The following is a 12,318-nucleotide window of genomic DNA, read 5'->3' as shown; positions in this document are numbered from 1 at the left end:
GGGTTATCGCCCCAAGGAGGCCAAGATGAACGAAGCAGCTTTTGATATGAAGTTATTTGAGAGCTTTAAGCCGGGGTTAACATCGTTCTGTTACCGAATGTTGGGATCCATGGATGATGCGGACGATGCCGTTCAGGAAACCAGCATTCGGGCCTGGCAAAGCTGGAGCACGTTTAGGCAGGATTCCTCCATTAAAACATGGATCTACCGCATAGCGTCGAACTTATGCCTGGACAAGCTGAGGCAAGCCAAACGCCGATCTCTTTCCGTTGACCGATCCGGCCCGGCGGTTGCCATTGTCGAACCTGTCGAAATGCTGCCAGACTCGTCTTGGATTTGGCCTTCGCCCGATTTTGGAGAAAATCCGGAGGATATTCTCGTTCGCAAGGATACCCTCCAGCTCTGCTTTATCGCGCTCTTGCAAACATTGCCGCCTCGTCAACGTGCGGTTCTTATTCTAAAGGACGTATTCGAATGGTCTTCCAAACAAATTGCGGAAACGTTGGGAATGTCGTCGGCAGCGGTCAACAGCGCCTTGCAACGAGCCAGAGAGACGATGGACCGAACGCAGCTTCGTTCCGAAGAATACAGCAAGATGGATGTCCATCCCGATCCTGATCTCCTCTCCAGGTATGTGGAGGCCTTCGAACAATTCGATATCCATGCGCTGGTGTCGCTGTTTCAGGAGGAAGGATGCATGTCCATGCCGCCTTTCGCCATGTGGATAAGCGGTCAGAACGATTTGTCCAAGTTTTTTGCGCTTACGCGCTGGCATTGCGAGGGGTCCAAATTTTTGCGGACTACAGTCAATGGAGGTTATCCCGCTTTGGCGCAGTACGTACCGAGCAAGGAGGCATCCGTGCTGGTTCCTTGGGGCATCCATGTAATTGAAATGAGGGATCGTCGAATCCTCCATGTTCAAAATTTCATTAATGCAAAATTATTTACCCGATTAGGACTTCCGGAACAAATAGACCGATGAATATGGCGATCTGCATTCGTCTATATAAGGGAGAAGCAAAAATTCCCGTAAAGAGGTGTCCTTTTCAATGGAAACAAGCAATCAGACGAAAGTAACCGTAGAGACCGTCGTTCAAGCCCCTGTGGCAAAAGTATGGAGTTATTGGACCGAGCCGGACCACATCACGAAGTGGAATCAACCTTCGGAGGATTGGCATGCGCCAAAAGCGGAAAATGATTTGCGGGTCGGCGGCACGTTCACTACACGGATGGAAGCGCGAGACGGCAGCATGGGCTTTGATTTCGGCGGAACTTACGACGAAGTGAAGCTGCATGAGGCGATTTCCTACACGATGGGAGACGGGCGGAAGGTGGATATTACGTTCGTTGATCAAGGCGAGACAACGAAGGTCGTTGAAATCTTCGACCCTGAGAGCACTCACCCCGTTGAGTTCCAACAGGCGGGCTGGCAAGCGATTATGGACAGTTTCAAGCGATATACCGAAGCATCCGAGGCATAAGTCGGGGCGCCCATCTGGGCGCCCTTTTTCTTTAACGTTGTAAAGGCGGGAGGGATGCCATAAAATGAAAGGAGCGAAGGCTACGCTGACTCAGGGGGAGGTGTATCCGTTGAAATTCGACGAAATACGGGAATACCCGCTATTGATAGAATTAGAGCAAGGAGATTTGCAATCGATCTATCCCTATTTAACGAAACATACGTTTACTGACGGCATGATTATTCTGAAGCAGGGGCAATCGAGCGAAGTATTCCATATCGTGTTGTCCGGCAAATTGGATGTGTACCTGGAGAATGAAAAAAAGATTCTCGTAGCGAATTTGGAGCGAGGACATTTCGTTGGGGAAATGTCCTGTCTGACGGGGAAAACGGTAAGTGCTACCGTAATGGCTGTCGGCACGGTAGTGACGGTAGCAATGCCGCGGCAAGGGTTGCTGTTATTGATGGACCGGAGCACTACGTTCCGACAGCATATGACCGAAGCGATGATCAAGCGCATTCAGGAGTCCAACGACCGGGTGGCGGAGGAATATACGAGAAGCCTCGCCGTCATGCGGGAGCTGGAGCTGGAGCGGCAGGCGCAATATGGACCGTTGGTTGGCAGCAGCAAATTTATGCATGGGCTCCGCAGAGACATTACAGAATGTGCTCGGCGGGAAGACCCGGTATGTATCGTGGGCGAAAAAGGCGTCGGCAAGTCGCATGTCGCATACGAAATTCATCGATTGTCCCGGCGCGCCGAATATCCAATCGTAAGCATGGACGGGACAAACTTCCTTCAAGAGGATTGGGATATGAAAGCGCGGGCGGCAAGAGAAGGAACCATCGTACTGGAAAATGTGGATTCGATGCCGCTGGAATTGTTAAGTCGATTGCTCCAATCCTCAGGAGATATGCGCATTCTCATGACAGCCTGCGACAAACCGGATACCCGTGCACTAGAGGTAAAGATGATTCCGCTCAGGGAGCGAAAGGAGGACATCCCCGAGCTCGTCCATGCGTTTTTATTGGCCGCGGGCTCTGATGATCCGCAGGAATTGATCTCCCATGACGCGATGAATATGATGACGGTCTATCCGTATCTTGACGGCAATGTCCAGGAACTGAAAACGGTCGTGCAAGAAGCGCATGTTGTCAGCGGCAATCGAATGATCCTTAAGCGTCATCTGCGATTCGGAAGGAACCGCGAGCCGGGAACAAGACCGAGGATCGGGCTTGCGCTGGGCAGTGGCGCCGCGCGGGGAGCCGCGCATGTTGGCGTTATTAAGCTGTTGGAGCAAGAGGGCATTCCCATCGACATCATTGCAGGAACAAGCGTTGGGGCATTTATTGGGGCGTTATACGCAGGGGGGCAGCCTGTTTCCGCGTTCGAGAAGGTGCTGCCAACCGTTCGTTGGGGGCAGCTTGTTAACTTTGTGATGCCTCCGAAGGCGTTAGTAAGCAATCATCCAATGGCCCGTTTTGTTGAAAAATATATCGGCCCTGTCAACTTTGAGGACTTGCCGATTCCGTTTGCCGCAGTAGCTGCGGATGCGGTGAGCGGCGAAGCGCACATTTTCAATAAAGGCAGAGTCTCCCATGCGATCTGCGCTTCGACGGCGATTCCCGGTTTCATCAAGCCGGTTCAGTATCAGCAACGCTACCTGGTGGATGGTGCGGTGGTCCATCCTGTGCCTGTTGCGCTAACCAAAAGCATGGGGGCCGACGTGGTGATCGCCGTTGATTTGAGTACGCCGGTGTTAGGGGAACCGAAAAGCTTTTTAGTGGCGATCCTCAACACGATTGAAATTATGAGCCGAAAAATTATTTCGGAAGAAGCGCAAATCGCGGATGTCGTGCTTAGGCCCGAAATTACGACAAATCAGGTATCGTTTAAATTGTCTAACCATAACATGGCCATGGGCGAAAAGGCAGCGCGGGAAGCGTTAACGATAATACGAAGCAAGCTGGTTGAAAGGTGAAAAGCTATTTAAAACACGATCAAGGTGAAACGGCTGTCGCCGTTCTTTGGCGGCGCAGTAAGTTTCATTCCAAGAAATAGAGGCCAAGTATAGAAGAACTTATACTTCCCTATATTTTAAGAAAGGGTCATATCTGGCGTGGCTGAACAGGCTGCCGGAGGATGGCCCTTTCAAATTATGGCTCGTACTGGAGGCTTTGAAGATGAATCTGCAGCTATTACGAAATTTCCCGCTCTTCGAGCAACTTGATGATGAATATTTAACTGAAATTTCCAAGTTATGCAGCAAACGCGTATATACAAAAGGCGAGTCCATTTTCTTAGAAGGCGATGAAGGAGATGAACTTTATCTGGTTATATCCGGAGTTATTCAAATTTATCAAGATAATCACTCCAGGGATGTGGTTCTTTCTATTTTTAGAGAAGGAGATTTCTTTGGAGAGATGGCTTTGCTGCAGAATGAAAGAGTACGCTCTGCTTCGGCGAGGACAATCGAGAAGTCTACTTTATGCATTTTGAAAAAACGCCATTTCATTCCTTTAGTCAATAGCAAGCCTGAAATCCTTATCGGTATATTGGGAACGGCTTTGGATCGTCTGCGCGATGCCAATAAATTAATCATGGACTTGACCATTCACGACGTACGCACGCGTATTGCCCGCATGTTGCTGCGACTAACAGAACAACATGGAGTACCCTCAGCGGATGGTATTTTAATTGATTTGAAGCTAACGCATCAGCAATTGGCGGATATGACAGGAACGGCACGCGAAACCGTGACAAAATTGTTATTGGAATTACAAAACGAGCAATTGATACGCAATGATCAGAAAAAAATAATTGTGTGCAACCTGGATGGACTGAGAAATATACTTGACGTTAATTGAGTTGAATTGGGAATCAGGATGGTAACTGTTAGGATATTACGATTGGAGGGGAAAAGGTTGCACACGAAAGAGAGCCTGCAGAAGCAATTAGATCAGCTAGGTATTGATGCAACTGGCACGTTATTGATTCACTCGTCGATGAAAAGTTTGGGACAAGTCGATGGTGGCGCGGACACGGTCCTGGACGTGTTGTCCGACTATATGAAGGATGGTCTGTTAGTGTTGCCCACTCATACATGGTCGCATATAAATGCAGAGAATCCGAGGTTCTACGTGGAGGAGTCGCCGGTTTGCGTCGGCATTTTGCCCGAACTTTTTCGCAAAAGGCCGGGCGTGGCGCGTTCATGGCATCCCACTCATTCCGTGGCGGCGCTGGGGAGAGATGCACATGCATTTACAAACAGCGACCATCATTTCGATACTCCATGCGCCAGAGGCTCCAGTTGGGGGAAGCTGCTTGACCGGCAAGCAACGATTATGTTGGTCGGAGTCGATTTAAAGCGCAACACCTTTATTCATGGGGTCGAGGAATGGGTGGATATATCCGGAAGACTAACGGATGACCACCAGATGCTGTATACGGTTTTGTCCGACGGAACCGAAATCCCTGTGCCTTCCCGCAGACATTGCGGGTTATCGTGGTCCGAGCATTTTTGGAAAGTGGACGAAGTGCTTGAACGCAAGGGAGCGATGTATAAAGGGCTGTTGGGCGATGCCGTCGTTAGAGTATGCAATGCAGCTTTGGTGGCTGAGGTCATTACGGACATGCTCAAGGATAATCCGGATTTATTTTCGGATAACAATCCTTTGCCAGCGCGTATCGACACGGCCGACAATCTATGATATGGTGAATGAAACCCATAGGCATTCCACTCTTCGGAGTGGGGTGCCTTGGTCTGTATTTACGGGTTTTTACATTTAATGTATGTCTATCTATCCGAAAGGACATGGAGGTTGTGATGCTATGTTTCTCTATTTATCCCCGTGCCGGGGAGGTTCAACCGCTGCTATTACAGCGCTAAAATCACTCATGTAAAGGAGAGGTAGAGCATGGCTGCATGCATTCATACAGAAAGACGTCCGAGATTGAAATCTTCCGGACTGCGGAATTTACGTCGGGAGGGACGTTTACCCGGGGTTGTATTCGGAAAAAACGCAGATAACGAAATCATTCATATATCCACCAAGCAATTTGAAAAATGGTTAAAGAAAGGCGGCTCCGGCTTTATCGAGCTTAAGCTGGCAGATGACTATTCCCTGACGGTATTGCTGGAGGACCTTCATCGCAACCCGGTGACCGGCGAGCTGTTGCATGTCGATTTCCAGCTTGTTCAGTCGGGCGAAGTTATTCGTACGAAGCTTCCGGTAAAGCTATTGGGTAGCCCTATTGGAACAAAGTCGGGGGGAGTCGTGCAGGTCGAGGACCCGTATGTGGAAGTGGAGGCTTTGCCTAAGAACTTGCCGTCCGTGGTCGAGCTCGACATCAGCGCGATGGAAATCGGAGAAACGTTGTTCGTAAAAGACCTGAAATTACCGCCCGAAGTGACGGTCATATCCGGGGATAACGAAACTCTCGTATCCGTATTGAAGCCTTAATGCTTGGATGCTAAGTGAAAGAAACCAAGGAGCTAAGCGGCTTGTTCTCGCTTAGCTCCTTGGTTTTTGGCATCCACTGCTGCTTTCTTGAGCAACGTGCTGAACGTGACGATTGGTTTCGGCTTCGTTACACGCCAACTATTGTGAATTTATTCACAAATTGATCAAATGTTACCCCTCAACTTTATGATTTAAATCACAATGTCAATCGTTTTTACATTCTATAATAAAGACATCAACAAGAAGCAATCATCAATCGAAACCAACGAGGACGGTGATCCTGATGAATCATATACAACGATCTCAACCATCAGCGAGATTGAAGCTAATCTAACGCCATACCGCTACTAATAATGAAGAACGGGAGTGAGTTTCATGTTAAAATTTTGGAAAGAGCATAAAATCGCCGGTATTCTAGTCACTATTGTTCGCTTCGTGGTTGGGTTCGCATGGTTAGACGCTGGATGGCATAAAATTACGGGAGCAACGCCTTTCGATGCAACGGGTTTCCTCAACGCGGCCGTAAACAACCCGGTGCTTGATAAAGCTACAGGTGAAGCGGTTTACCCGACCTACACTGCATTTGTAGAACACTTTGCATTACCGAACGTTGGATTTATTAACGTCGCTATACCATGGGGAGAATTTCTGGTAGGACTTGGACTCATCCTTGGTACACTAACGCTTACCGCCGCATTCTTCGGAGCCTTAATGAACTTCATGTTTATGTTCGCAGGTACCGTAAGCACGAACCCGTGGCTTCTGCTTCTTGGATTGATGGTCATCTTCGCCGGCACGAACGCTGGCCGCTTTGGATTAGATCGTTACGTCCTTCCGCTTATGCACAAAGGACTTGATCGTCTCTTCCATCGCAAACCCAAAAATCCGACAACAGATGCGGGACTGTTAGTTAAATAAACCAATACCGAAAAACTTCATCGAAAAAAAGGACGATCAGAGCGCTGCCTCTGATCGTTCTTTTTGCTTATTGATTTGAGTAAGTACAGGGCTAGCGGAATAGGCTTTGTTGTCTTCTAACCGCTGTGCTTTCCTCTGGTGCATATTGTTCCGTATTAAGGCAAAGATAATGAGCAGCGTACCGTAAAATTCATAGTTGCTAATCTGATAGCCTTGAAAGGCCATAATGACGAAAGTGGTAATTGGAACAAAATTAATAAATAAGATGCCGTTAAGCGGCGATAGCCGTTTGATCCCTGAATTCCAGCACAGCAGGGCTACAAGCCCTGGCAGTAGTATCATAAAGGACATTTCGTATTTAATCGAAAGTATCGTGTGCCAGCCGGGAACGGGAACCAACCCAAAGGCGGAAGCAAGCATAACGATGATGAAAGACACTGCGGTTCCTAGCAAACATGTGAGTGTGGAATAGCGCAGGATCGACCAATCTCTAAATCGGCTCTCCCCCATCGAATACACGACCCATCCCACAACTCCCGTGAAAATCAGAAGCAAAGGAACAAGATGTTGCCCAGCCATCGTAAAAAATGTAAATTTCCCATTGGTAGTAACGAGCAAAGCGCCGGCGAGCGCGATACCTACACTTGTGAGCGTGTATGTATTCGGTGCTTTTTTGGTTGTGATCCACAAGAGCATAACGGAAATCATCGGCATGAGCACTTCCATAATGGAGGCGGCGATTGTCCCGGATTCCCCCATGAGCTGCTGCCCGAAGAAAATGGCCATGTTATAGACCACAAATGCCATCGTTCCAAAAAACAATAGAGTCTTGCCCTTTCCTTCCAGACGGAATGCCGCTTTCCCTTCTTTTATCCAAAGCATCACGCTAAGAATGACGGCCACGGCAAAATATCGGATAAATGAAAAATAAAATGGATCAATTTGCTGCAAAGCAATGTGTGCAACAGGAAACATCGCTCCCCATGACATACTGGCAATGAGACAGAGAATGGAACCTATGATGACTTGTTTGTTTAGCATGTGTAGTCTCTCCCTATAGAAAATCTGCCCAATTCTTTGTACATCACTCATTATAGGAAGGAGAATGGATATAGTAAAATGATTGAAAATCACTTTCATCATCATTTATAATGATACTTGAAAAACATGTTTCCATTGGAGAGCAGAGGCGAGGTTGCATTGGAGTTTAATGATTTGAGAATATTCCAGGCGGTTGCAACGCATGGCAGTGTCAGTAAAGCCGCATTGGAGCTAAACTACGTGCAATCCAATGTCACAGCAAGAATAAAGCTGCTGGAAAAAGAGCTTCGGACGCCATTGTTCTATCGGCATAAACGCGGGATGATCCTTAACCCGGAAGGAAAGCGGTTGTTGGAGCATTCGAGGGAGATCTTGTCGAGGATGGAGGAGATGGCACATCTATTCGAGGATAAGTCATACCCCTCCGGTGTCCTGGAAATCGGGATCGTGGAGACGGTGAATGCACTGCCGGACATCCTATCCTCTTATTATGGAAAGTATCCCAATGTTGAATTATCATTAAAAACCGGAGTTACCGATGACTTGGTCCAACAAGTACTTGATATGAAGCTGGATGGAGCTTTTGTTACAGGCCCCATCAGGCATCCTTTTATCGAACAGCTTGAGGTTTTTCAAGAAAAGCTGGTGCTCGTAACCAAAGGAGAAAGCTTTCGTATCGAGGAAATAACGGAAAAGCCTCTTTTGCTATACAATAAAGGTTGCGGATATCGGGAACGGCTTGAAAGCTGGATGAAGGCGGAGGGGATTATCCCGAAGCAGATCATGGAATTCGGAACGTTCGGAACGATTATAGGCAGCGTCGCCGCAGGAATAGGAATGACGATTATTCCGGAATCATCCATTACCGATCTGATTGTCAAGGGCACCGTGTTTGGTCATAGCGTACCTGAGCCTTATCATGAAATTACGACCATTTTTATTTGGCGCAAAGACTCCTATATATCGAGCACGCTACAATGCTTTATGGATGAAATTGTTTCTTTGATATAATGTGGGTACAGAATGGAGAGGAGCTGCACAATGGCGCAATCGTTGGAAGGAAAAGTAGCAATCGTAACAGGAGCGGCAAGAGGGATCGGCAAAGCGACGGCTGTCGCATTAGCGAAAGAAGGCGTAAACGTTGGCCTGGTTGCCAGGAGCGAGGCTTCCTTAAAGGAAGTGGCCGACGAATTGAAAGGGCTGGGCGTTAAAGCAGCTTATGCTACCGCCGATATCTCCTCCAAAGAGCAAGTGGAAGCCGCGGTGGAAGCTCTGAGAAGCGAGCTGGGCTCCGCCGACATTCTAATCAATAATGCGGGAATCGCGACATTCGGCACCGTATTGGATATGGACCCCGAAGAGTGGAAACGGATCATCGATACGAATCTGCTAGGCACCTATTATGTCACGCGTGCGGTGCTGCCTCAATTGATCGAGAAGTCAGGCGGGGATATTATTAATATTTCCTCTACCAGCGGATTAAGCGGAGCGGCTACCTCCAGCGCTTACAGCGCATCGAAATTCGCGGTGATCGGTTTCACGGAATCGTTAGCGCAAGAGGTTCGTCGCAATAATATTCGCGTAACGGCTCTGAACCCTAGTACGGTCGCCACGGATCTGGCGCTTGATCTCAATCTGATCAAGGAAAACAACGATTCGAAGTTCATGCAAGCGGAGGACATCGCGGAAGTAATCGTCAATCAATTGAAGCTAAATCCGCGCATCTACGTGAAGACGGCGAGTTTTATTGCTACGAATCCTTACTGAGTGTAAAAAGCAGTTCTCAACATGCTCCTAAAGAGGCCGATTTTCTACCCTGGTAGAAAATCGGCCTCTTTAAGTTCCGCGAACATATTACTGTGCAGTTAGTCCGCCATCGATAATGAATTCCGAACCTGTAGAGTAGCTAGCCTCGTCGGAAGCCAAGAACAATACCATATTCGATACTTCTTCCGGTTGGGCTACGCGCTTTAATGGAATGTGTTGAGAGAAGGCTTCTACAGCCGCTTTTGTATCTTCTTGTACAACCATTGGCGTTGCAATAACGCCTGGATGTACGGAGTTTACGCGAATGCCCATCGGCGCCAGGTTGATCGCAGCTGCTTTTGTCATGCCGCGCACTGCGAATTTAGTATCCGTGTAACCTACGGCACCGGCAACCAGGCCGTTCATCGAAGAGATGTTGATGATCGAACCGCCGCCAGCTTTCATCATCGAAGCTGCCACGGTTTTCATGCCCAAGAATACAGACACCTGATTAATGTCTACGATGCGACGGTATTCTTCTTCTGTAAGATCAAGCATATTTTTAGCCATCGTAATGCCGGCGTTGTTTACTAATACGTTTACTGGACCGAAAGCTTCTTCGGCTTTCGCGACGACTTTTGTCCAATCTTCTTGAGAGGCTACGTTTTGTTTAACGAATAGAGCATTCTCGCCTAACTCGGATGCAAATGCATGCCCCTTTTCCTCATTTAGATCGGTTAAAACAACCTTTGCGCCGTGCTCTACAAATAATTTTGCATGTGCCGCGCCCATACCTTGCGCTGCTCCTGTAATAATGGCTACCTTGCCTGATAAGCGACTCATAATAAGCCCTCCTAAAATAGATTCGCTTAAAGTGATAGTCGACTATCACTATTCACACTTACTAGTAAACAACTTTCCCGTTGGAATGTCAATCTATACGCCCGTTATTGGGATGCCCGAATATAGCGTAAAAATACATCCTTCATCATCGCAAGCTGCTTGTCCGCCGAAAGCAACGTCGAAAGAGTGGCATCATGGTTGGCCAGGCTTGATTTGAATGTGAATATGCTGAAATTCTGCACCATCGTCATGATAAACACATCCAAATCAACATCCGGTCTCAATGAGCCGTCCTGCTTGCCCTGCTCGGCCAATGTTAATAAAATTTGGGCTAGTTTACTTCGTGCGAATAAATATTCCGCATATTGCTCGGGCGATTCTGCCGCTATTTTTTCGTATAAATGATAGGACTCGAAAAACTTTGCCAAACGAAGCTGGGGATCCTTGGATCCATCTATATAATAATCCAGAATTTGTTCGATTTTTTCGTATGCGGAAATTGTTTTCTCGACAATCCGTCCTACATTCGCGGCCATTTCATCCGTAATCGCATTCGTAGCGGCAATAACCAAATACTCCTTTTTAGGGAAATAGCGAAATAAGGTTGCTATTCCAACGTCGGCAGCAGTCGCAACATCCTGCATTTGTATATTTTGCACGCCTTGCTCCAAAAATAAATCCTTTGCAGTCTGGATCATTTTTTGGCGGCGTTGTTGTTTTTGTTGTTCTCGTTTACTCATTTTCGTGCTAGGACTCCATTCTTTTTTTATACTCAATTGGGGAGAACCCATAATGTTTTTTAAATAATTGCGCGAAGTAGATGACATCCTCGTACCCAACCTTATTGGCAACCTCATAACTTCGCAGGCCCGTGTTCAGAAGCATATCCCTTGCCCTGCGCATACGCTCCTCCACGACGTACTGATTAATGGTAGAGCCCGTCTCTTGCTTGAACATCGCCGCAATTGTACTGCGGCTTATTGAAGCTAGATCGGCCAATTCCTGAATGCTTATTTTCTCAGCCAAATGTTCGGAAATATACTGCTTCGTATTCTCAATCAATCTCGAGCCTTGGCCGACGCGGACCTCTCTCATGCTGCGCATCAGGCAATGGGCCCCCTCCTCGAGACGTCTCACCGCGCATAATGAAAAATAAAAACGCAAATTCAACTTCTCCAAGACATCTTCCCCCAAGCCCAGGTCTTGGCCTTCGTCCAAATCAAAGGAAAGGGACAGCTTGGGATCATGCAGCTCCTCTATGACCGTTTGAAGCCAACACATGGACAAGGCATTGAGCAGAAAATATTGCTCGCCTACCCAGTCTCTCAGCAAGGCAAGTGTCTCTACGATCAGCATTGGCATGGTCTCAACGCGAAGGGTGCGGATATGCTCCAGCCATTGATTCATGATGGGGCGGTGATGCGGCAATCGCTTGATGAATATAGCGCTGGCATGCTGTAATCGGGATGCCGTAAGTTTCTCGATAGACTTGCTTAAGGCTCGATTGAGCTTGCTCTGGTCAACAGGCTTTAGGATGTAATCGATGGCATCAAGCTCAATGCTTTGTTTTGCATAATCAAACTCATCGTAGCTCGATACAACAATCGCTACCATCTCCGGATAACGATTGCCTAATTGAAAAATGAGCTCCAAGCCATCCATATGCGGCATCTTTACATCGGTTATACATAGATCGGCATGGTAGTCCTCCAACCATTCCAGCGCTTCAACTCCATTGGCTGCTTCGCCGCTGACAATGACGGTAGGATCAAAGCGTTCGACGGACTTGATAATACTGCTTCTAATAATTGGAGCGTCCTCTACGACTAGAACTCGCAGCATGATAA

At 47.7% G+C, this 12,318-nt stretch carries 13 protein-coding genes; 9 read left to right on the top strand and 4 right to left on the bottom strand.

Annotated features, from left to right (window positions below):
* Window positions 1-25 precede the first annotated feature (25 nt).
* From H7F31_RS02885 to H7F31_RS02855, 7 genes are all read left to right on the top strand, one after another.
* Window positions 26-982 carry a sigma-70 family RNA polymerase sigma factor gene (locus H7F31_RS02885; RefSeq protein ID WP_187102970.1) on the top strand — a complete coding sequence of 319 codons (957 nt, stop codon included), beginning with the start codon at window positions 26-28 and terminating at the stop codon, window positions 980-982.
* A gap of 67 nt (window positions 983-1,049) precedes the next feature.
* On the top strand, window positions 1,050-1,481 hold the full coding sequence (locus tag H7F31_RS02880) for an SRPBCC family protein (RefSeq protein WP_187102969.1): 432 nt from the start codon (window positions 1,050-1,052) through the stop codon (window positions 1,479-1,481).
* Between the two features lie 64 nt (window positions 1,482-1,545).
* Window positions 1,546-3,441, top strand: a complete 1,896-nt coding sequence (locus H7F31_RS02875; RefSeq protein ID WP_187102968.1) for a patatin-like phospholipase family protein — start codon at window positions 1,546-1,548, stop codon at window positions 3,439-3,441.
* Between the two features lie 202 nt (window positions 3,442-3,643).
* On the top strand, window positions 3,644-4,327 hold the full coding sequence (locus H7F31_RS02870) for a Crp/Fnr family transcriptional regulator (protein ID WP_187102967.1): 684 nt from the start codon (window positions 3,644-3,646) through the stop codon (window positions 4,325-4,327).
* Between the two features lie 57 nt (window positions 4,328-4,384).
* The gene (locus tag H7F31_RS02865) at window positions 4,385-5,170 is read left to right on the top strand and encodes an AAC(3) family N-acetyltransferase (protein WP_187102966.1); all 786 of its coding nucleotides are present in this window, start codon (window positions 4,385-4,387) and stop codon (window positions 5,168-5,170) included.
* A gap of 207 nt (window positions 5,171-5,377) precedes the next feature.
* A complete protein-coding gene (locus H7F31_RS02860; protein ID WP_187102965.1) occupies window positions 5,378-5,923 on the top strand; it encodes a 50S ribosomal protein L25 in 546 nt (181 codons plus the stop codon).
* Between the two features lie 375 nt (window positions 5,924-6,298).
* Window positions 6,299-6,841, top strand: coding sequence for a DoxX family membrane protein (locus H7F31_RS02855; protein WP_187102964.1), 543 nt, complete (start codon window positions 6,299-6,301; stop codon window positions 6,839-6,841).
* A 36-nt stretch (window positions 6,842-6,877) separates the two neighbouring features.
* Here the strand turns inward: H7F31_RS02855 and H7F31_RS02850 are convergent, their stop codons facing one another.
* Complete coding sequence (locus H7F31_RS02850; RefSeq protein ID WP_187102963.1) at window positions 6,878-7,882, bottom strand: DMT family transporter; 1,005 nt, start codon at window positions 7,880-7,882, stop codon at window positions 6,878-6,880.
* Window positions 7,883-8,041: 159 nt separating this feature from the next.
* Here H7F31_RS02850 and H7F31_RS02845 point away from each other — a divergent pair, with 159 nt between their 5' ends.
* Together H7F31_RS02845 and H7F31_RS02840 are read left to right on the top strand one after the other, a co-directional pair.
* Window positions 8,042-8,893, top strand: a complete 852-nt coding sequence (locus tag H7F31_RS02845; protein WP_187105184.1) for a LysR family transcriptional regulator — start codon at window positions 8,042-8,044, stop codon at window positions 8,891-8,893.
* Window positions 8,894-8,923: 30 nt separating this feature from the next.
* On the top strand, window positions 8,924-9,649 hold the full coding sequence (locus H7F31_RS02840) for a 3-ketoacyl-ACP reductase (RefSeq protein WP_187102962.1): 726 nt from the start codon (window positions 8,924-8,926) through the stop codon (window positions 9,647-9,649).
* Between the two features lie 87 nt (window positions 9,650-9,736).
* On the opposite strand, the gene H7F31_RS02835 is transcribed toward H7F31_RS02840, so the two are convergent.
* The 3 genes from H7F31_RS02835 to H7F31_RS02825 form a co-directional block, all read right to left on the bottom strand.
* Window positions 9,737-10,471: a glucose 1-dehydrogenase gene (locus tag H7F31_RS02835; RefSeq protein ID WP_187102960.1), complete on the bottom strand. Its 735-nt coding sequence runs from the start codon at window positions 10,469-10,471 to the stop codon at window positions 9,737-9,739.
* Between the two features lie 104 nt (window positions 10,472-10,575).
* A complete protein-coding gene (locus tag H7F31_RS02830; RefSeq protein WP_187102958.1) occupies window positions 10,576-11,247 on the bottom strand; it encodes a TetR/AcrR family transcriptional regulator in 672 nt (223 codons plus the stop codon).
* Window positions 11,219-12,313 (bottom strand): response regulator, encoded by a 1,095-nt coding sequence (locus tag H7F31_RS02825; RefSeq protein ID WP_187102956.1) that lies wholly within the window; start codon window positions 12,311-12,313, stop codon window positions 11,219-11,221. Before H7F31_RS02825 ends, H7F31_RS02830 begins: the two co-directional genes overlap by 29 nt.
* Window positions 12,314-12,318: the final 5 nt, after the last annotated feature.

Source organism: Paenibacillus sp. PAMC21692 (assembly GCF_014303795.1).
GTDB classification, from domain to species: domain Bacteria; phylum Bacillota; class Bacilli; order Paenibacillales; family Paenibacillaceae; genus Pristimantibacillus; species Pristimantibacillus agaridevorans.
The sequence above is the reverse complement of the archived record's forward strand: the minus strand, read 5'-3'. Positions and strand labels throughout refer to the sequence as shown.

Coding starts and splice junctions, on each gene's coding strand:
- H7F31_RS02870 (WP_187102967.1), top strand. CDS start 3,644: ATGAATCTGCAGCTATTACGAAATTTCCCGCTCTTCGAGCAACTTGAT.
- H7F31_RS02875 (WP_187102968.1), top strand. CDS start 1,546: ATGAAAGGAGCGAAGGCTACGCTGACTCAGGGGGAGGTGTATCCGTTG.
- H7F31_RS02855 (WP_187102964.1), top strand. CDS start 6,299: ATGTTAAAATTTTGGAAAGAGCATAAAATCGCCGGTATTCTAGTCACT.
- H7F31_RS02850 (WP_187102963.1), bottom strand. CDS start 7,882: ATGCTAAACAAACAAGTCATCATAGGTTCCATTCTCTGTCTCATTGCC.
- H7F31_RS02840 (WP_187102962.1), top strand. CDS start 8,924: ATGGCGCAATCGTTGGAAGGAAAAGTAGCAATCGTAACAGGAGCGGCA.
- H7F31_RS02880 (WP_187102969.1), top strand. CDS start 1,050: ATGGAAACAAGCAATCAGACGAAAGTAACCGTAGAGACCGTCGTTCAA.
- H7F31_RS02860 (WP_187102965.1), top strand. CDS start 5,378: ATGGCTGCATGCATTCATACAGAAAGACGTCCGAGATTGAAATCTTCC.
- H7F31_RS02885 (WP_187102970.1), top strand. CDS start 26: ATGAACGAAGCAGCTTTTGATATGAAGTTATTTGAGAGCTTTAAGCCG.
- H7F31_RS02835 (WP_187102960.1), bottom strand. CDS start 10,471: ATGAGTCGCTTATCAGGCAAGGTAGCCATTATTACAGGAGCAGCGCAA.
- H7F31_RS02825 (WP_187102956.1), bottom strand. CDS start 12,313: ATGCTGCGAGTTCTAGTCGTAGAGGACGCTCCAATTATTAGAAGCAGT.